We start from the raw sequence: 18,224 nt of genomic DNA on the forward strand, positions 1-18,224 counted from the left end.
AATGCCCGTGCTTTCCCCATAGAACAGCGCAAGCATCCCGCGGCTTCCACCTTGTCAGATTTGTCAACGCGGGCCAGGCCGCCCAACACAAATCTAACGTACTGGCCCGCATCGAAAAATCTTAGACAAACCCGACCTTGCCGAAACGCCGACTAGGCGGTTATCTTCCCTCGTATGCAAGGACGGAACAGTATTCGCCATGTCATTTTCCTAGATGGGCCAATCGGCGTCGGTAAAACTACTTTTGGCCAATACCTAGCACAAGAATTCGCAGGGGATTTCATTGATGGCGACGACTACGCCGAGGCCAAACTGCCTTGGTTTGCATCGAGCCTGTCGACTAGCAGACACATACTTCGAGAAATTCTGAACGCATTGGCATCAAAAAACATTGTATTTGTCGCTTATCCAATCCGTTGTATAAACTGGATTTACTTTGAACGGCATCTGAGCGCTTTGAACATTAATCCAGTCCTTCTAGGCCTACAGGCGCATCGAGAATCCATTGCCGACGTCAGCCGAAACCGTCGTCTGTCTGAAACTGAACTGACCCGATCAAGAGAAATGACTGTGCAGGGGTATGGAAGCCGTGAGTTCAGTAATCTGTTTGTTCAGGCTGACGCAGGAAATCTGCACGAAGTAGTCCAAAATGCGAAGGCTGCCTTAAGGGAAGAGCTAATCAAGCTGAGTTAGCTTTGGGCTCAGAGCCGTCATCTGACGGTTTTGTCGGTTGACGGGTGGCAGCTCAAAGCCAAACTTCGCTTTAGATAACCAAGGTTGGGGTCGCGGGACAGAGCTGCCGTTGACACAAAAGTTCCAGTATCCATAGCTGGCGGCTCTGGAGGGAATGATGATGAAAGAAACAACACTCCCGTCTGTCGCAGACGCTAAGTCACCCGCTGGTGCCGATATTCGGTTCATCATGGATGGCACTACAGGCAACATGATCCACAGCACCGTGCCGCCTGGACAGATCAACAAAGCTACAATCCATGAAACTATTAGCGAGTTTTGGTACGTCTTAGAGGGTGATGGTGAAATTTGGCGGCGCGATGCCCATGAAGAAAAAGTAACACGCCTAGTGGCTGGAGTATCAATCGACATTCCTGTTGGAACGGCGTTCCAGTATAGAAATGTTGGACGTGAGCCTTTGAAATTCATTTGCATCTCAATGCCACCATGGCCGGGTGATCACGAGGCGTCGCACCTGAAAGGTGCGTGGGAACCTACTGTACAAAACGTGTAGGTTTGGATTCAGAGTCGACCTTGCTGCCCGGTCTCAGACCCAGAAGATCGCGCACCGGCCTGGGGATGGTCACCTGGCCCTTTGTTGTCACGGTTGCTGGCATGGCTCAGCGTGGATAGCGAAAACCCCGTCTGCTCCGTCAGAAAGTTGTTGGAGGCCCAGACGATCAGTCGCCTACCCGCCTCCCCGTCCTGAGGACGCGTGAATGCGGCAAACGTATCGAGCAAGAGCAAGTCCTGCGCCTGCAAGCCGATTGCGGCGACCACGCGTCCTGAAAAGCGTCACATTCAGGCCGGGATTGCCTGACCGGCTCATGCGGCTGGAAGCCGGGAACCGGCGGCCCTGCGCCAATGACATGTGCCGCTCGAAAGGTCGGCGGAACCTTTCCCTTGCGCAGACGTTCTGTCACAGACCGCTCCGCCCCGGGCGGCGCAGGCAGATTGCAAGAGGCCAGACAAGCGACCCAACATCCATGACCAACAGCTCTCAGAGATGCGAACCTTCGCTGCAGGACACCATCAACGCGGTGGAGCAGCTCAGCCGACGCGGCCATGAAACCTGCGTCTCGGATCTGCTGGCGACTTTCGGGCGGACTTCGCATCTTTCCGTGGTTCTGTTGGCTGCGGCTGTCGCGTCAACCCCGCTCAGCGGCATACCCGGTCTGTCAGCCATCTGCGGCATCGTCATCTTGCTGATCACGGCCCAGGCTTTTGTCGGCCGCCGGTCGATCTGGTTGCCGGAGCGCGTCGCGCGCAAGGGGTTGAAAAACAAACAGCTCCGCGAAGGTCTCGACAGGCTGCGCACCGCAGCCCGGTTTCTGGACAGGTATACCAAGGAGCGGCTCGTCTTTCTTGTCAAAGGCCCTGCCCGCAAACTTGTTCAACTGCTCTGCATGGTCGGCGGGTTCCTGATGCCGTTTCTGGAGTTCATTCCCTTTACCGGCTCCCTGATTGCCGCATCCATCGCCCTTTTCACAATTGCCCTGCTGACGCTCGACGGTTTGTGGGTCGCCTTTGGGCTGGCCTTTCTGACGGTGAGCGGTGCCGGGGTGATCTGGCTTCTCTGACACCCCTGCCGCGGTGATACGAACCTTTTCCGAAGAGGAGCCCCAGGGGGCAATATCAGGTCACAGATTCGGCAGAATCAGGGGCTGATTGCCCCCGGTGGGCCCGCATGCCGACACCGCCCCGCGGCAGAAATGGGCCTTCCGAACAGCCGAAACCGTTAAAATACCGGGAGTATATGCTCGAAACACCCCCCAACCCAAAGAATGACTTGCCTTAATCATGGTATTTCAGGCTATATATCGTGTAATACCAAGAATAAGCGGCCCTATGCCGTGAATTGAGCAGGCGGTCGACAACAGGCTGCACAGTAGAACAATCAGCTTTGGCACCTGCTGTCAGGGCATTCTATAGACGATGCAGGAGGGTCTTATACCGCAAGAGCGTACCAGATAAAGAAAGGCCAGGTGGCGGCAACCACCCGGCCCAACGAAAACAACCGTGTCGGCTATTCCCTCTCCTTACTCTCAGAGTAGCCCGACCTCCCATAACCTGCAAGCTTTTTGCATTGCCGGACCGAGGAAAATATGTCTGAGCAGATATCATTCGACCGTAAAAAGGGGTTCGTCGCCCTACCCGTGGAGATCATGGATCAGGACCTGAGCCCCGGAGCTTTCAGAACATTGGCAGAGCTCTGCCGCATGGCAAATACCGAAGGGTTCTGCTGGCCGTCGCTGCACCAGTTGAGCGAGCGGCTCGGCCGGTCCCGTTCCGCCATTTCCGGCTATATCAAGGAGCTTCGCGAAGCGGGCCTGGTCGAAACCCAAGAGCAAAAGACCGCGAACGGGTACAACTACCGGCTTAAATACGAGGTTACTTTCTGGCGGGATTGGCGCGCTTCCTTGCGTGGGCGAACTGGCCGAAAGACTGAACGCAGCGTGCAACCCACCGAACGCAAGACTTCGTCAATAAATCATAAACATATAAATCACGATCATCAGGAGATTGAAAAGAAAACTGCTAATCTTCTGAAGAAATGGGCCCACTGTTTTGCCGGGGCGCCCTACCCCATGGCGCGTCACACACCCGACCCGGAGCTCATCACTGCGACAAAAAGCTTGGTGGTGCAGAAGTGTCAGCCCCTGATCGCGGACAATCCTGACACTGCAGATGCCCTGGCAAAAACATGGCGTGACCTTGGGATACCGGTTTCGGATGGTCAGCTCAGGGAACAAATGCTAATCCTCGCAAACCATAAATTCAACAGTACCGAGTTGGGCGTTGTTCTTGCCGGTGTTCGCAAGAAATGGCCCCCCCATTGGCACCATGCGCCATCCGCAGACGCTTTTGGCAAGCTGGTGAAATCTTCTGGAAAAACATCTCTTGCGTGTCGATTTGCCTTGCTTGAAAGTCACCAGAAAAGGTGGGCACTGGCGGAAAAGACCTTGCACAGGACGGCGCGCTCCTGTTCTTTAGGCGGGCAAGCAGGGCAGAGTGCGGCACAATAACAACCGAAATATCCGCGGATATAATTCATGGCATACGGGCAGTTCGAGCAGTTTATCCGAAACATGAGTCGAGTCATGGGCGGCGTGAATACCAAGCTTCAGCGTGATCTGACGCTCAGAACACGTGTCGCGCGGCGCTTTTCCATGGTTGAAACAGCGCAGCTTCTGGCTGTGGACACGACCTATCTGACGCGCATCTCTGCAGAAGAGCCCGCCTTTCCTGCAGGCGAACGGGCAGGCCGCGAGCGGACGTTTTCACCCTCGGAAGTCATGCAGATTCGCGCCATAATCGGCTCCAACCCGGCCGCCAAACGACCGTATCTACACTGGCGCAGGCCGGGTCAGCCGGTGAAAGTCGTCACCTTTGGCGCGCAGAAAGGTGGAACAGGAAAATCGCTTAGTGCGGCCCATTTCGCTCAATACGTCAATTTGCACTACGGCCTGCGGGTCGGTGTGATTGATGCGGATCCGCAGGCAACAGTCAGCCTTTACTTTGCGGATGAAAAGCTGCCTCTGTTTGATCCTGCAACGCCGACGCTGGCGGATTTCATGGGGGTGGATGACCCCGGTTCCGTAAAGCTGTCGGAGCCGTCCGGCAAGGATCTGAACGGCATCTGGCAGCCAACGCCCTGGCCGGGTATCCGGCTTATTCCGGGGGGCGCCAATATCCAGAACGGGGATATCAGTCTCTTTTTCATGTCCCAGCAGGCAAGCGTGCCGGTCTATCGTGTGCTGAAAGATGCCATTCGGACCTGGGATCTGGCCAACCCGCCCATGACACGGCTGGAAAATATCCGCGGAGATACCGGAGAGTTTGACCCGGTTCGGTATGAGCAGGCGCTGACTGAAACCGTGGATGTGATCGTGATTGACCAACAGCCGTCGCTCACGCTTATGCAGTTGAACGGGCTGGTGGCGGCGGATAGTGTCGTGATCCCGCAAACCATGAAGGGGTTTGATCTGGCCACCTTGGCGACCTACGTCTCGAATATCGGGGAGTATCTGGAGTTCATCATGGGGTTCGAAGCGGATCTCGAAATAGGGGGCGGTGAGCATATGGTCCTGCCAACGATTGTGCAGGAACAGAACGATCAGGACACGGATCAAATCCTCGATCTCTACCGCAAGGCACCGCGCGAGGTGATGCAGGTCTGGTACAGCCGGTCGGACGCCATCGCGAACGCGGCGGAGGAATACAAAAGCATCTACGAGTACCTGCCGCCCAAGACGCGCCGTGCCTCTGCCAAGGCCTTTATGGCAAACGCCAATGCGGTGAACGATGCCCTGGTGCAGAGAATCTGGCCGGAGCTGCCCCCAAGAGACTATGCAAGGAAATTCATAGAGGAGCGGTGGAGCTGACATGGCCCGCAAAAGAAAGCTGGACGCCTCTGTCCCCGAAGAGAGCCTAACGCAAGGTTCAGAGACTGATAAAGAGCACACAACAAAGATGGGGGGCATGTGGGCGGGGTCCGCCATGAATATGCTCAAACAGCGCATCGAGGACGCGCATGGCTCGCTTTTGAAGGGGGTCATGGCCGGGACGGTGGTGCTGGAGCTGGACCCCGACCAGATCCTGGACGAAGTGGGCAGTGACCGCCTGACCCCGTGGCAGGAGGACGAGGATTTTACCGCGCTGGTGGCCAACATAAAGCGGCGCGGGCAGACCCAGCCGATCCGGGTCCGGCCCGTTGATCCGGACTGGCACGCCGATGAGGCCGCCCCGCTGGAGACGCAGGATCGCTTTTACATCCAGTCCGGCCGCCGGCGGCTGGAGGCCTGCCGGGCCCTGGGGCGCAAGGTGCAGGCGGTGATCGCGACGGAGGAGGGCGACAGAACGCTTGCGGATCTTGAAGAGCGCTTTCACGAGAACACGATGCGCCGGGACCTCAACGGCTTTGAGGAGCTGATCTCGATCGGGCTGCTGGCCGAAAGCCTGCAGGAAATGACCCAGTCGGAGATTGCCGAAAGGTTGGGAGTAGGGCAGGGGGATGTTTCGCTCGGGCTGGCCTGCCTTGAATTGCGGGACGATATTCTGGAGCAGGTTGATATCGCCAGGACGCCCAAGCGGCAGTACCGCAGCATCGTCCCAAAGCTCAAGCGGGGGGAGCGGTTAACGCCATTTCTGCCGCCTGCGTTGACCGGCGATGCGGCGCAGTCCTTTGACGTGCGGGGCATTCCGATGACGGCGAAAAAAGGGGCCGGGGGCTATGCGATCCGCCTGCGCAACGCCAAGGTGGCAGAGGTGGATCTGGAGGCGATGCTGGTGGAGATTGCGAAGGTCGTGATGAAGTACCAGATCAAGAAAAAATAACCTTTCAAGCCATTGTAATAAAACAGAATAAATATTTTTACTGACATCTTGTGGCGGTGGGTTCAGGCGCGGGAGGCGGGCTCATCTGCCTTCTCATCCGCCTCGACCGCGGTGTCGGTATGGGCCCGCACCGGCAGGGGGTCCTTGAAGGTGAGCGTGCGGTAGGGGAAAGGGATCTCGATCCCTGCATCATCAAGCGCTGCCTTGACCGCTGCGACAACCTGGTCGCGTGATCTGCGGATGTCGAGCGGGCGCGAGCCTGTCCACCATGTCACCTCGAAATCGACGGAGGAGGCCCCGAACGCCTGTGCGAAGACTTCGACGTCCTTGACGTCATCGCGCACCGTGTCGACGGCCCTGACGGCGTTCCAGATGACCGAACGGGCGTTGTCCACGTTCTCACCATAGGCAACCCCGCAGATGACGGTTGTGCGGCGCAGATCGCGGTCGGTACGGACGGTCACGGGGTTTTGAAAGAGCAGATGGTTCGGCACCACCACAAGCTGCCCGTCGGTCTGCCGGACATGGGTGTCGCGGATCGTGATCTCTTCGATCTGGCCGTCGATATCCTCACATTCCACGTAGTCGGTGATGGCGAAGGGTTCGCGCAGCAGGATCAGGATACCGGCGAGAAAATTCTCGAACGTGTCCTTGAAGGCGAACCCGATGGCGACGGAGCCGAGCCCCAGTGTCGTCAGCGCCTTGGCGGGTGTGATGGTGGGAAACACGATTGCAAGGGCGATCAGGATACCCATCAGCCAAAAGCCCGTGCCGGCCAGCATGCAGAGCACGTCGATCAGGTTCTGCCGCATCCGCGTTCGGGCCCCGATCTGGCGGATGAAATAGCGCGCCACCGCAACAACCGCCCACACCGCTGCGAGCACGACAAGGGCCGCCGCCAGTTTCGGGATTGCGGCATAGAAGCCGTCCCAATAGGCGCCGAGCGTTTCCTGCAGCGTGCTGGGTACCGTGTCCCATGTCATGGGTGTGCCTCCTTGGGGGCTCAACGCGCCCCGATCCGGAAGAGTTCCAAGGAGCGGTCTGTCGCCCGGCAGCGCGTGCGCCGATCGCTGCCGGGCGTTTGCGCGGATGCCTCAAATCAGCGGCCGGCGTCGCAGCGGTTCAAGCTCCATCTCGGCGACGTCGGCCAGTTTTTTCAGGTCCCGGATCGTCAACAGACCGTCCGACCAGTTGGCCAGTTGCCTTTCCCGCAGCCGGGCCAGCGTCTTGTTGGTGTGCACAAGCGACAGCCCCAGCGCATCCGCCATATCCTGTTGCCGGTAGGGCAGGGGCATCGTGTCGTTGCGCACCATGTCCACCGTGCTGCCGCGCCGGAAAAGCTGGACCAATGCCCAGGCGATGGAGGCCAGGGCGCTGCGCTGGCCAATGGTGGCGAGCGCGTCGCCGAGAAAGTGTTCCTCTCGTGCGGCGAGCCAGGTGACATCGAACGCGCGCGGCACCGACCCGCGGAAGAATTCGAAAAAATCCGCGCGGTCAAACACGCAGAGCTTCATGTGGGTGGTGGCATCGACGGAATGTCCCATCTCGCCGATCAGGCCGGCCTGCAGGCCGATGAAGTCACCGGGAAAGATGAAATTCACCACCTGTCGTCGCCCGTTCGGCAGGATCTTGTACCGCAGGCCCATGCCGCGCAGAGCGGTGTAGATCTGCGGCGCGTTCGAGCCTTCCATCAGGATCGGTGTGCCCGGATCGACAGAGAGCTCGCCGGACTTGAACCGTTGCGTTTTGTCCACTTCGTCCTGGGTCATATCCTGAAAGAAGTCGTATTTGCGTAAAGGGCATGCGTTGCAGTCGGTGATCATATCTTCTCCGTTTCGCTACGTGCAGAACCCAATGCGGCAGCCCCGGGAAAGTTCCGGTGACCTGTCACGCCCCGTCTGAATGCAGGCTTTCGGCCTTGCGGCGGAACCAAGCCCGCGGTGGCGCGTTGGCTCCTGACCCAAGTGATGTGAGGATGTATGACAGAACGCGCCCGATTGACCGACAGTTTTCTTGAAATCGTGACAAGGCGGAATGCGGGACAGGACGAATTCCTGCAGGCGGTGCGTGATGTGGCCGAAGATGTCATCACGGTTGAAAAGAACAATCCAAAGTGGGCGCAGGCCAAGGTTCTGGAGCGGCTGACGGAGCCGGATCGCCTGATCCGCTTTCGGGTCACCTGGATGGATGAGGCCGGGGTCATGCAGATCAATCGCGGCTGGCGCGTGCAGATGAGCAATGCCATTGGCCCCTACAAGGGCGGGCTGCGCTTTCATCCCGGCGTCAACCCCTCCGTGCTTAAATTCCTGGCGTTCGAGCAGGTGTTCAAGAATGCGCTGACCGGCCTGCCGCTGGGGGGTGCCAAGGGCGGGTCGGATTTCGATCCCCGGGGCCGGAGTGATGCGGAAATCATGCGTTTTTGTCACGCCTTCATGGCGGAGCTGTCGCGCTACATCGGCCCGGATGTGGACGTGCCTGCAGGCGACATCAACGTGGGCACCCGCGAGATCGGGTGGCTTTTCGGGGCCTACAAGCAGAGCGCGGGGGCCTTTCACGGGGCGTTGACGGGCAAGGGCGAAGCCTTTGGCGGCAGTGCGATGCGGGTCGAGGCCACGGGCTACGGTCTGATCTACTTCGTGCAGGCGATGCTGGCGCACGCGGGCCGCATGCTTGAGGGTCAGCGGGTCGCCATTTCGGGCAAGGGCAACGTGGCCACCCACGCTGCTGAAAAGGTCATTTGCGAAGGCGGGACCGTCGTGGCGCTGTCGGATACCGCCGGCACGCTTCTGGCAGAGGACGGCCTGTCGCAGGAGGCGGTGCACTGGGTGCAGGCCCGCAAGGCCGCGGGCGAAGACATTGCCGGCCCGCCGCGCCGTCTGGGGCTTTCTTTTGTCGAAGCGGCCCTGCCGTGGGGGGCTGCGGAATATGACATTGCGCTGCCCTGCGCCACGCAGAACGAAGTGGATGCGGCGGCGGCAAAGCAGATCACAGACAGCGGTGCGATCCTGCTGGCCGAAGGGGCGAACATGCCGCTGCAGGCCGGTGCGCTGGCGCATCTGCGCGACAGCGGGATCAACTATGCGCCGGGCAAGGCCAGCAATGCGGGTGGCGTTGCCATTTCGGGGCTGGAGATGAGCCAGAACGCGCATCGGCGCTTTGCCAGCGCTGCGGAGATTGACGCGGAGCTGAAGACCCTGATGCAGGATATTCACCAGCGCATTCTGGACGAGGAGGGGGGTGGCACCCGCATCGATTATGCGCGCGGGGCCAATGTGGCGGCCTACCGGCGGGTTGCCGATGCGCTCTCGGCGATGGGGGCGGTGTAATGGCGAACGTAGCAGAACTGATCGTCAAAGCGCTGGAGCAGGCCGGGGTTACGACGGCCTACGGCGTGCCCGGAGAGGAGAACACCGAGCTGATGCTGGCGCTTGAGGCCTCGTCCCTCAAGGTGGTGCTCACGCGGCATGAGCAGGCGGCGGCTTTCATGGCCTGCGTGCAGGCGCGGATCACCGGGCGGCCGGCGTTGTGTTTTGCCACGCTGGGGCCGGGGGCCACGAACCTTGTGACCGGGGTGGCCGACGCGACCCTTGATTACGCCCCGATGATCGTGCTGACGGGGCAGGGCGCGCGTGCCCGGATCGGCAAGGCGGAATCCCACCAGGTACTGAACCTGCAAAAACTCTTTGAGCCGGTGACCAAGCTGAGCCGCACGCTGATGCACCCCGAGGAGGTGAGCAGCACCCTGGCCGAAGCGTTGCGGGTCGCGACAGAACCGCGTCCCGGTGCGGTGCATCTGTCCCTGCCGGAGGACCTTGCCGCGGAAGAGACCGACCAGCAGCCTGTCAAGGCCCCGCAACAGGCCCGCGCCACGGTGATGCCGCAGGCGCTGGCTGCCGCGGTGGAGCTGCTCAAGGACGCCAAACACCCTTTGCTGGTGGCGGGGGCGGGCGTTCTGCGCGGCAAGGCGGCCCCGGCAATGCGCGCGTTTGCGGAGGCCGCCCGGCTGCCCATGGCGACCACCTTCATGGCCAAGGGCATCCTGCCTGCCGACCACCCGCTGCACCTGCATTGCGTGGGGCAGCCCTTTAACGACCATATCGATGACCTGATCCCGACCCGCGACCTGATCGTGGCGGTGGGCTTTGATCCCGTGGAGCTTGCCCCGGCGGCGATCACGGATGGCGGGCGCATCCCGGTGCTGCACCTGTCGGATGTGCCGGCTGCGCTCGAACACGACTGGAACGTCACCTGCGATGCGCCGGGGGATATCGCGCGCACGCTGCGCGGGCTCACGGCGGGTTTGCGCGGGCAGCGCTGGCCCGAGGACGCGGCGGTTGCCGCGCTCTGCGCGCGGATCGCCCAGCAGCGCCGCAGCGCGCATCCGGGGACCGACGGGATACACCCCGCGGACGCCCTGCGCGCGGTCGAGGCCGTGCTGAGCAACGACACGTTGGTTCTGTCCGGCGTGGGGACCCACAAGATGGAGGTGGCGCGCTATCTCGCGGCGCGCAAGCCGGGGCAGATCATCATTCCCAACGGATTGGCGGGCATGGGGCTGGCGCTGCCGGGGGCCATTGCAGCCGCCGATCTGGGCCACCACAGCCGGGTGTTTGCAATCTGCGGCGACGGCGAGTTCCTGATGAACCTGCAGGAGATGGAGACCGCACACCGGCTGGGGTTGTCGCTGACCGTCGTGGTCTGGGAGGACGGTGGCTATGGGCTGATCCGGGCCAAGCAGGAGGCCGATACTGGCCAGCACACGGATCTGGCCTTTGAGACCCCCGATTGGGATCATCTGGCCAAGTCCTTTGGCTGGTCGCATCACCGGGTATCAGACCCCGAAGCGCTGCAGGCGGTACTGGAAGATCACACCATCGGTCTGCATCTGGTCACCTTGCCGATCAACTACGCGCAGGCGCTGGAGCGGGATGACGCTTTTCGCGACAAGGCGGCCTGATGCGGGAACTTTTGCCGGGCGGCCCGCGTTGATGGGGTAACACAACAAAGGAGAATTCATCATGGCAGAAGCACTGAATGTGGTCCCCACAAGCGACAGAGTTGAAACAGGGGTGCGCGACGTCGACGGCCTTGCCAAAGGTCTGGCCGACGTGTTGTCGGACACCTACCGGCTTGTGTTCAAGACGCATGCCTATCACTGGAATGTGGAAGGGCCGTTGTTCTACTCGCTGCATAACCTGACCGAAGAGCAATACGGCAACCTCTTTGAGGCAGCCGATGATCTGGCCGAGCGCATCCGCGCCCTGGGCAAGCTCGCCCCGATGTCGATGACTGACATCATGCAGAATTCGGTGATCGAGGATAAGACGGACACGCCGACAGCCGGTGGCATGTGCGAGGACCTGGCGGAGGATCATTCCCGCATCGCCCACCGTTTCCATGCGCTCATCGAGCTTGCCGCCGACCGGAACGATCCGGTGACCGAAGACCTCGCAACCGCGCGTTCCGCCTTTCACGAAAAGGCCGCCTGGATGCTGCGGGCCATCGCGAAATCCTGACCTCTCCGAGGAAACTATTGAAAAGCCCGGTGCGTTCGCCGGGCTTTTTCGGGGTGAAAACCCGCGTTTTTATTCTGCCGCTTTTGGCAGGTCTTCCGCGTCCGGGGAGAATTCGGCGACCTCGAAAGTGACCCGCAGGCTGTAGCTTGTGGCGTCCGCGATCACCTCCGGCTCGCCGCCCAGTTGATGCGCGAAGGCCCGCACCAGCTGGGAGCCGAGACCCGTGCCCGCCTCATCCTCAACCTTGTCCCCCACGGAGTTCAATACGGTGATGGAGGCGATCTTCCTCGCCGGATCGTCGGGATGGCTGTCCTCGCGCAGCGTGACGTGGATGAAAGCCTCGGGGCCGCCCACATATTTCAGCGCATTCGTGATTGCCTCGGAAACCAGCAAAGACAGGGGCATGGCCTGATCGGGATAGAGCGTGACCGGCGCGAGCGTCAGCTCGACGTCCACCTCCGACCCGCGCGGCAGGCCAACCGCGACACCCTGATTGACGATTTCACGGACGATCTCGGAGGCTTCGACCCGGTCCATGGTCTGCGCCTGATAGATCGAGCGGTGCACCGACGCCAGCGCCATCACACGGTCCTGCAGGCGCCGCACAACGACGCGCGTCTCCTCACTGGTCGATCCGCGCAACACCATGTTGATGATCGAATTGATAAGCTGAAGGTTGTTCTTGACCCGGTGGTGCACCTCTTTCAGCAGAACGTCTTTCTCGTGGGCCACGTTCTCCAGATGGGCCTCATCGCGGAGGATGGTCTCGGTCAGGTCGCGAAAATCGGTTTCCAGATCGTAAAGCTCGCCCCGGCCAAGCACCGGACCTTTTGCCAGGGTGCGCCGGGTCTGGAAGAGTTTCATATGCCGGTGCAGGCGGATAACCCCGCGGATCACCAGCAGTTGCATGACCAGCGACACCACCAGAACACTCGCCAGCCACATCAGACCAGCCAGCAGGATCGTCGGCCAGTAAGCGGTTTCCAGTCTCAGCAACCGGGTGTCCGTGCTCCAGGTGCCCAGGGCATAGGCGGATCCGGGGACCAGAGGAATGAAGGCATAGGCGCGCTCCTCTCCCGCGCGGGAGGTTGCAAAGAAGCTGTAGGATTCTTCATGCCGCAGATCCTGCAGCATGATGCCTTCGGGCAGCATGTCGCGGGCGGCGGAGAGCAGACTTTCGGAGGTCAGGATTTCACCATACTCGTTGAAGGTGACCAGCCCCAGCGGGCGCTCGCCCGAGAGCAGTTCCGCCTTTGGCTCGAACCCTGCGTGGGGGATGTGCAGGTGCATGTGGCCGGCGTATTCGCCGCTCTGAAAGGCCGGGGTGGCCACGACCAGCACAGATTGCCTGTCAGTATCGGCGTTTCGTTCCGTGTAGAGGCCGATCTTTTGCTGCTCGACCAGCGTCTTGAGCTTGCTGCGGCCGGTCTCGCCGCTCTGCTGGTCCGAGGAGCCACAGACCTCCACACCGTCGGGGCCGGTGAACCCCACATAGCTGTAAAAGACGCTGCCCCGTTCGAATTGGTCCAGCGTTGTGCGGCAAAGCTCCGTGTCGGCTTGCAACGATCTCGCGGTATTGCCCAGGGCCGCGGCCGCGCCAATCGATCGCTCTATGATCTGGCGCTCGCGGGTGGCGGCCTTTTCCGTCACCGCCACGAGGGCCCGCTGCGCGGTGTCGCGCTGGTCCTCGATGATCTGGTCGGTCTGCCAGATCGCAACCCCCCCAAGGGGCAGCATTGCGAGCGACACAAAAAACACCGCGCGGACCGTCAGGCTGATCCGCTGCGCCCGATCGATTGCCTTTGTGACCACTTGCGTTTGTCCTATGCTGCGGCATTGCCGTTGGCGACAACGGCTATCGTATGGGCATCGGTCAACTCAAGGGGTTCATTTTCGTCGAGTTTCATCAGCTCGGCCAGCCGCGCACGTCCGCGGTTGACGCGGCTTTTCACGGTGCCGATGGCGATGCCGCACATGTCTGCGGCTTCCTCGTAGGAAAAGCCCGACGCACCGACGAGGATCAGCACTTCGCGCTGTTCATCCGGCAACTGGGCAAAGGCGGTTCGAAAATCAGCCATCTGCAGACGACCGTCATGGGCCGGTTTTTCGGAGAGTGTTGCGGTAAAGCTGCCTTCGGGATCGGCCACTTCGCGTTTCGCGCGGCGGCGCGAGGAATAATAGGTGTTGCGCAGGATGGTAAAGAGCCATGCCCGCATGTTGGTGCCAGCCTGGAACTTGTCGATGTTGGTCCATGCCTTCTCGACGGTGTCCTGCACCATGTCGTCGGCGGTTGCCGAATTCCGGGTCAGGCTGATAGCGAAAGCCCGCAGGGCTTGCATGTGCTCGATGATTTCGTCCTTGGGATCGGGCGCGCTCATGCGTCTTTGTCCGTTTTCTGCGTGACGTTGTCTTTTTCACGCAGTTTTGCAATCAGGTCGGTAAATCGGTCCGGCAGCTGCTCTTCGAGCGCCTCCTGATAGACCTGCTTTAGGCTATCGTCGATCAAATCCGATGATTTGCTGCTGTGGCCTGTTCGCGCCATATCATCTCGTTCCTTTCTAAAAAAGTGCACTGCCTGCGGAACCAAACGCGTGACATCTGCGTTTGGTTCCCGAGAAATTCAAAAACTGGAGAAATTCATGCCAATTGAAGCAAACGCATCCGATCTTGCCGACGCGATCGGCAACCAGCTGCCGTATCTGCGGCGATATGCGCGGGCGCTGACAGGCAGCCAGTCGGCCGGGGATTCCTATGCGGCTGCGACGTTGGAAGCAATCCTCACGGATGCGACCCCCTTTGATGGAACCCTGCATCCCAAATTGGCGCTGTTCAAGGTATTCCACGTGATCTGGCATTCCAGCGGGGCGCCGTCGGAGGGGAAAGAATCGGATCTTGCTGCGGCGGCGCAGGCCCATCTGGGTAAGCTGACCGCCAACAGCCGCGAAGCGCTGCTGATGTCGGTGATCGAGGGGTTTTCAGCGGCCGAGATCGCCCAGATCATGTCGACGAGCAAGGCGGAGGTCTCGGACCTGCTGGGTGCGGCTTACGCGGAGATGGAGGCCTCTGTCGCGGGGGATGTGATGATCATCGAGGACGAGGCGATCATCGCCATGGATCTGGAGAGTATCGTAAAGAGCCTGAGCCATTCCGTCACCGGGATTGCACGGACGCGGGCTGCCGCCGTGACCCTTGCGGCGCAGAAGACGCCCGACCTGATTCTCGCGGATATCCACCTTGCGGACGATTCCTCCGGGATCGACGCGGTGCGCGACATTCTGCAAGAGCTGGGCGACCGGCCGGTGATCTTTATCACCGCCTATCCCGAGCGGTTGCTGACCGGCGAACGCCCCGAGCCCGCCTTCATGATCGCCAAGCCCTACACCGAACAGCAGGTTAAAGTGGCCGTGAGCCAGGCGATGTTCTTCTCATCGACACAAACGCTCAAGGCGTGAGCTGCGGGACAGGTGCGGCGCAGATCTGATCTGCGTCCCGTCCGTGGTCTGACCACCGCCCACCGCCTTGTTTCGCTGACCCCCTTCTATGGGGGTCAGGCCTGCTGGTCTGTGCCGCGGTGTCGGTCCGGGACGGAACAAGAGCGGTGCTGAAAACGTATGTCATGTGACATGAAAGGGATCATTATGGCGAAGAACATGGAACAGTCGCAGGACCTGACACGCGCCTTTGATGAAAACGAAGCGGTTGAGGAGGCGGTGGGATTATCGCCCCGGCTGGTGTTTGAAACCATCCGCAGAAACGGCGAAGAGGAACTTGAACGGCCCATGCGTGCGCTGTGGTTCTCGGGTATTGCCGCGGGCCTGCTGATCTCTTTCTCGGTGCTGGGCGAATCCGTTCTGCGGGCCTATCTGCCCGATGCGCCCTGGCGGTTCATCGTAGAGAATGCGGGCTATTGCCTTGGGTTTCTGCTGGTTATTCTGGGCCGGATGCAGCTTTTTACCGAAAATACGATCACAACCGTCGTCCCTGTCGTGATGAACCCCACGCGGCGGGCCCTGGGGCGCACGGCGCGGCTCTGGCTCACCGTGCTGGCAGCAAATGTGGTGGGGGCCTTTGCCATTGCCACGTTCTTTGCCTACGGGGGTGTGCTGTCTGCCGAGGTGTTCAGCGCCATGGTCGATCTGAGCCATCACGCGACGGGGATGCCGCCGCTGGAGGGAATGATGCGCGGCATTCCCGCCGGTGTGCTGATCGCGGCGCTGGTCTGGATGCTGCCCTCTTCGCAGGGCAGTGAGGTGGCGGTGATCGTGCTCTTTACCTGGCTGATCGCGCTTGGCGATTTCACGCATATTGTCGCCGGGTCGGTGGAGATGGCCTTTCTGGCCGTTCTGGGGGAGCTTGGTTTTGCCAAAGCGCTTTTCGGATTCTTTCTGCCCGTGCTGGCCGGCAACGTGATCGGCGGTACGGTGATCTTTACCATGCTGACCTGGGCGCAGGTTCAGCCAGAGGTGGACGAGGTCTGAAACCCCGGCGGCAGGAAAAGACCGCCCCGACAGGCATCGGGGCGGTCTGGTCTTTGCAGGATGTGTATCGGGCTACCGGGTGTCCTTGCTGTCTTTTGCCAGGGTCGATTTCGGCGCATCCTCGTCTTCAAGCCGTTTTTCGGTGCGCGCCTTGCTGACCAGCGCAAAAATCATCACCGCGCTGAGTGTCACCAAGAAGAGCACGACAACGAGATAGGTCGTATCCATCGCTTTTCTCCTTTGTCTGTCAGGTCAATTTTCCCGTTCACAAAGCCAACGCGCGTTTCAAAGTTTGGTTCCGCCGCGGGCTTTTCGCCGCAGGTCGTCCTGCCCCTGCGTCGAAGCGCGCCGCCGGGCCGGGCCGCTGCACCGGGGCCAACCTGTGGGAACTTTATCCCGACCCCGGCCGTTTCCCTGTCATGGGGCCCGGCACGCGCCCGTGCCCCGATCCTGAACCGAGAAAGGACGATCCAATGACCACCCAGTCGCAAAAGGTAAGCCATCCGACCCTCAAGGGCGCGGAACAGCACCTTCCTTTGAAAAACCAGCCCGGAGAGAAGGGCGACAAGGACCACGCGGAGACGAACGAAACACTTTCGGATGAGGCTGCAAAGACGGTCGACGCCTCCGACGCGGAGACGCAGATTGCCGATGCGCTGCGCGATCTTTCTGACAAGGGGTGACCGGCTGCTGGTGTCTGCCGTTCACCGAAACGCATCAGGGGGCGACATGTCCAAAATCTCGACGATTGCCATGCAGCAAAACCGGTTGGAGCGGCTGGACCGCATTGCGCGCCGCCTGGACAGCAATTTCCGCATCCCGGTCCTTGGGGTTCGGTTCGGGTGGGACAGTGTGTTCGGCCTGATTCCGGGTTTCGGTGATCTGGCGACGGCCGTGCCCGGCGTTTTCATGATCTACGAAGGCGTTCAGATGGGCGCCCGGCGGCGGGTGCTGGCGCGCATGGGGGTGAACACGGCGGTGGATCTCCTTGTCGGGAGCATCCCGCTGGCGGGCGATCTCTTTGACCTTTTCTTCAAGTCGCACCGTCGGAATATTGCGCTTCTGAAAGCTGAAGTGGCTTGCAGGAACAAGCAGTATGGGTCAGCTGGGAAAGACGGGCCGCGCGGAGAGGCCGGGTAGCCCCCGGCCCCCCGAAAAGGGCAGATCGCGGCCTTACGCTCTAAAAAGCTCGGAGTGCGACTTCAGCACCTCGTCGCCATCCTCCTGTTCGATCAAGAACGCAGGCTCGTCCCGGCTGGCCTTGCGCTTGACCTCGGTGCCTTTGATCGTGCGGCAAACATCTTCGGTAAACCGGTCGACAACCGTGCCGGTCCCGGTCCCGCTGCCCCAGTTCCATGACACTTTGTCCCCTTTGGAAAAATCGCTCATCCCGTCTGCTCCTGTTTGGTTGCTTTCCAATGTCCGGCCAACGCCCGGAAAGGCCGAAGAGTTCCACGGCACGCGTCAGAGCCCTCCATGTGGTACCGGTGCAGAACGGCGATCTTGGGGCCGCCAAAAAAAAACGCCGCTCTGGGGAAGAGCGGCGTCTACAAGATCGTAAAGTTCAGGTCTTAGTTGTTGTCGGCAACGCGGCCGTCTTCTTCAGGGCTTTCGATGTCCACGGTGGGGACTGTGACTTCCAGCTCTGTTGTTCCAATGTCCACGTCTCCTGTTTCCACGTCGAATTCAGGGACGTTGCCCCCCTCGACGGACACATCGACGTCGGGAAGAGAGGCCTCTTCGGTCATCTCCACATCAACGAAATAGATGCCGGCGCCGATAGCGGCGGCGGCGGCGATTGCTGCGATTGCGGTACCAGTTTTCATGTCCAAACTCCTTTGCGTGTTGCCATTCCAACCCACCGGCCCGGCAGAAGTTCCAAGAAAAGCCAAAACAGTTTTTTCGGAACCAATACCGAAATGCCCGCGTTGGGCAGGCAGACATGCTCAAAAAGAGGACAGAGAAATGGAATATGGTATCTTGGGCTTGATTGTCCTGATCGCAAACATCTATGCGCTGGTCAAAACTTGGACGAGCGCTGTCTCGATCGGGGCGAAGCTGCTCTGGACATTGCTGATCCTGGTGCTGCCTGTCATCGGATTTATCGTCTGGTGGATCGCAGGGCCGAAAGGATCGAGCCACGCAGCGGTTTGAAACTGAG

The 18,224-nt window shown here is 60.5% G+C and carries 23 protein-coding genes and 1 pseudogene; 14 read left to right on the forward strand and 10 right to left on the reverse strand.

The window, feature by feature from the left end:
• The first annotated feature begins 174 nt into the window (after nt 1-174).
• Both H7847_RS24360 and H7847_RS24365 read left to right on the forward strand, forming a co-directional pair.
• Nucleotides 175-693, forward strand: a complete 519-nt coding sequence (locus H7847_RS24360) for a shikimate kinase (RefSeq protein ID WP_227272097.1) — start codon at nt 175-177, stop codon at nt 691-693.
• A gap of 157 nt (nt 694-850) precedes the next feature.
• Nucleotides 851-1,246, forward strand: a complete 396-nt coding sequence (locus H7847_RS24365; protein ID WP_227272098.1) for a cupin domain-containing protein — start codon at nt 851-853, stop codon at nt 1,244-1,246.
• Here the strand turns inward: H7847_RS24365 and H7847_RS27280 are convergent.
• Both H7847_RS27280 and H7847_RS27285 read right to left on the reverse strand, forming a co-directional pair.
• Complete coding sequence (locus H7847_RS27280) at nt 1,227-1,349, reverse strand: AbrB/MazE/SpoVT family DNA-binding domain-containing protein (protein WP_227272099.1); 123 nt, start codon at nt 1,347-1,349, stop codon at nt 1,227-1,229. The two genes, H7847_RS24365 and H7847_RS27280, sit on opposite strands and share 20 nt — an antisense overlap.
• A gap of 10 nt (nt 1,350-1,359) precedes the next feature.
• Nucleotides 1,360-1,512, reverse strand: a pseudogene (locus H7847_RS27285) (helix-turn-helix domain-containing protein); the annotation flags it as partial.
• Nucleotides 1,513-1,718: 206 nt separating this feature from the next.
• Here H7847_RS27285 and H7847_RS24380 point away from each other — a divergent pair.
• The 4 genes from H7847_RS24380 (at nt 1,719) to H7847_RS24395 (ending at nt 6,069) form a co-directional block, all read left to right on the forward strand.
• On the forward strand, nt 1,719-2,312 hold the full coding sequence (locus H7847_RS24380) for an exopolysaccharide biosynthesis protein (protein WP_227272100.1): 594 nt from the start codon (nt 1,719-1,721) through the stop codon (nt 2,310-2,312).
• A 525-nt stretch (nt 2,313-2,837) separates the two neighbouring features.
• Entirely contained in the window at nt 2,838-3,758 is a 921-nt protein-coding gene (locus H7847_RS24385; protein ID WP_227272101.1) for a helix-turn-helix domain-containing protein, read from the forward strand.
• Between the two features lie 75 nt (nt 3,759-3,833).
• On the forward strand, nt 3,834-5,117 hold the full coding sequence (locus H7847_RS24390; protein ID WP_227272102.1) for an AAA family ATPase: 1,284 nt from the start codon (nt 3,834-3,836) through the stop codon (nt 5,115-5,117).
• A 1-nt stretch (nt 5,118) separates the two neighbouring features.
• Nucleotides 5,119-6,069, forward strand: a complete 951-nt coding sequence (locus H7847_RS24395; protein WP_227272103.1) for a ParB/RepB/Spo0J family partition protein — start codon at nt 5,119-5,121, stop codon at nt 6,067-6,069.
• Nucleotides 6,070-6,131: 62 nt separating this feature from the next.
• Here the strand turns inward: H7847_RS24395 and H7847_RS24400 are convergent, their stop codons facing one another.
• Entirely contained in the window at nt 6,132-7,052 is a 921-nt protein-coding gene (locus H7847_RS24400; RefSeq protein ID WP_227272104.1) for a mechanosensitive ion channel family protein, read from the reverse strand.
• A 111-nt stretch (nt 7,053-7,163) separates the two neighbouring features.
• Entirely contained in the window at nt 7,164-7,892 is a 729-nt protein-coding gene (locus H7847_RS24405; RefSeq protein ID WP_227272105.1) for a Crp/Fnr family transcriptional regulator, read from the reverse strand.
• A 156-nt stretch (nt 7,893-8,048) separates the two neighbouring features.
• Between H7847_RS24405 and gdhA the strand changes: the two genes are divergently transcribed.
• The 3 genes from gdhA to H7847_RS24420 all read left to right on the forward strand — a co-directional run bounded on the left by gdhA (nt 8,049) and on the right by H7847_RS24420 (nt 11,585).
• Nucleotides 8,049-9,395, forward strand: coding sequence for an NADP-specific glutamate dehydrogenase (gene gdhA / locus H7847_RS24410; RefSeq protein ID WP_227272106.1), 1,347 nt, complete (start codon nt 8,049-8,051; stop codon nt 9,393-9,395).
• Nucleotides 9,395-11,026, forward strand: coding sequence for an acetolactate synthase large subunit (locus H7847_RS24415; protein WP_227272107.1), 1,632 nt, complete (start codon nt 9,395-9,397; stop codon nt 11,024-11,026). The genes gdhA and H7847_RS24415 overlap by 1 nt, the downstream gene beginning before the upstream one ends.
• 61 nt (nt 11,027-11,087) lie before the next feature.
• The gene (locus H7847_RS24420) at nt 11,088-11,585 is read left to right on the forward strand and encodes a Dps family protein (RefSeq protein ID WP_227272108.1); all 498 of its coding nucleotides are present in this window, start codon (nt 11,088-11,090) and stop codon (nt 11,583-11,585) included.
• Between the two features lie 69 nt (nt 11,586-11,654).
• On the opposite strand, the gene H7847_RS27050 is transcribed toward H7847_RS24420, so the two are convergent.
• Genes H7847_RS27050 through H7847_RS24435 form a run of 3 tightly spaced genes read right to left on the reverse strand, consistent with a single transcriptional unit; the run spans nt 11,655 to nt 14,127 of the window.
• Entirely contained in the window at nt 11,655-13,397 is a 1,743-nt protein-coding gene (locus H7847_RS27050; RefSeq protein WP_227272109.1) for a sensor histidine kinase, read from the reverse strand.
• A gap of 11 nt (nt 13,398-13,408) precedes the next feature.
• Nucleotides 13,409-13,963, reverse strand: a complete 555-nt coding sequence (locus H7847_RS24430) for an RNA polymerase sigma factor (RefSeq protein ID WP_227272110.1) — start codon at nt 13,961-13,963, stop codon at nt 13,409-13,411.
• Nucleotides 13,960-14,127, reverse strand: coding sequence for a NepR family anti-sigma factor (locus H7847_RS24435; RefSeq protein ID WP_227272111.1), 168 nt, complete (start codon nt 14,125-14,127; stop codon nt 13,960-13,962). Before H7847_RS24435 ends, H7847_RS24430 begins: the two co-directional genes overlap by 4 nt.
• 97 nt (nt 14,128-14,224) lie before the next feature.
• Here H7847_RS24435 and H7847_RS24440 point away from each other — a divergent pair, with 97 nt between their 5' ends.
• Together H7847_RS24440 and H7847_RS24445 are read left to right on the forward strand one after the other, a co-directional pair.
• A complete protein-coding gene (locus H7847_RS24440) occupies nt 14,225-15,037 on the forward strand; it encodes a response regulator (protein ID WP_227272112.1) in 813 nt (270 codons plus the stop codon).
• 186 nt (nt 15,038-15,223) lie between these two features.
• Nucleotides 15,224-16,063, forward strand: a complete 840-nt coding sequence (locus H7847_RS24445) for a formate/nitrite transporter family protein (protein ID WP_227272113.1) — start codon at nt 15,224-15,226, stop codon at nt 16,061-16,063.
• Nucleotides 16,064-16,135: 72 nt separating this feature from the next.
• Here the strand turns inward: H7847_RS24445 and H7847_RS24450 are convergent, their stop codons facing one another.
• Nucleotides 16,136-16,291, reverse strand: coding sequence for a hypothetical protein (locus H7847_RS24450; protein ID WP_227272114.1), 156 nt, complete (start codon nt 16,289-16,291; stop codon nt 16,136-16,138).
• 245 nt (nt 16,292-16,536) lie between these two features.
• Here H7847_RS24450 and H7847_RS24455 point away from each other — a divergent pair, with 245 nt between their 5' ends.
• Together H7847_RS24455 and H7847_RS24460 are read left to right on the forward strand one after the other, a co-directional pair.
• The gene (locus H7847_RS24455) at nt 16,537-16,746 is read left to right on the forward strand and encodes a hypothetical protein (RefSeq protein ID WP_227272115.1); all 210 of its coding nucleotides are present in this window, start codon (nt 16,537-16,539) and stop codon (nt 16,744-16,746) included.
• Between the two features lie 46 nt (nt 16,747-16,792).
• Nucleotides 16,793-17,203 carry a DUF4112 domain-containing protein gene (locus H7847_RS24460; protein ID WP_227272116.1) on the forward strand — a complete coding sequence of 137 codons (411 nt, stop codon included), beginning with the start codon at nt 16,793-16,795 and terminating at the stop codon, nt 17,201-17,203.
• Between the two features lie 33 nt (nt 17,204-17,236).
• Here the strand turns inward: H7847_RS24460 and H7847_RS24465 are convergent, their stop codons facing one another.
• Together H7847_RS24465 and H7847_RS24470 are read right to left on the reverse strand one after the other, a co-directional pair.
• Nucleotides 17,237-17,452 (reverse strand): hypervirulence associated TUDOR domain-containing protein, encoded by a 216-nt coding sequence (locus tag H7847_RS24465; protein WP_227272117.1) that lies wholly within the window; start codon nt 17,450-17,452, stop codon nt 17,237-17,239.
• Nucleotides 17,453-17,634: 182 nt separating this feature from the next.
• Nucleotides 17,635-17,889 (reverse strand): hypothetical protein, encoded by a 255-nt coding sequence (locus tag H7847_RS24470; RefSeq protein ID WP_227272118.1) that lies wholly within the window; start codon nt 17,887-17,889, stop codon nt 17,635-17,637.
• 139 nt (nt 17,890-18,028) lie between these two features.
• On the opposite strand from H7847_RS24470, the gene H7847_RS24475 reads away from it, so the two are divergent.
• Nucleotides 18,029-18,217: a PLDc N-terminal domain-containing protein gene (locus H7847_RS24475; RefSeq protein ID WP_227272119.1), complete on the forward strand. Its 189-nt coding sequence runs from the start codon at nt 18,029-18,031 to the stop codon at nt 18,215-18,217.
• The last annotated feature ends 7 nt before the right edge of the window (nt 18,218-18,224 follow it).

The sequence above is a fragment of the Roseobacter weihaiensis genome (assembly GCF_020622345.1).
In the GTDB taxonomy this organism is placed as follows: domain Bacteria; phylum Pseudomonadota; class Alphaproteobacteria; order Rhodobacterales; family Rhodobacteraceae; genus Roseobacter; species Roseobacter weihaiensis.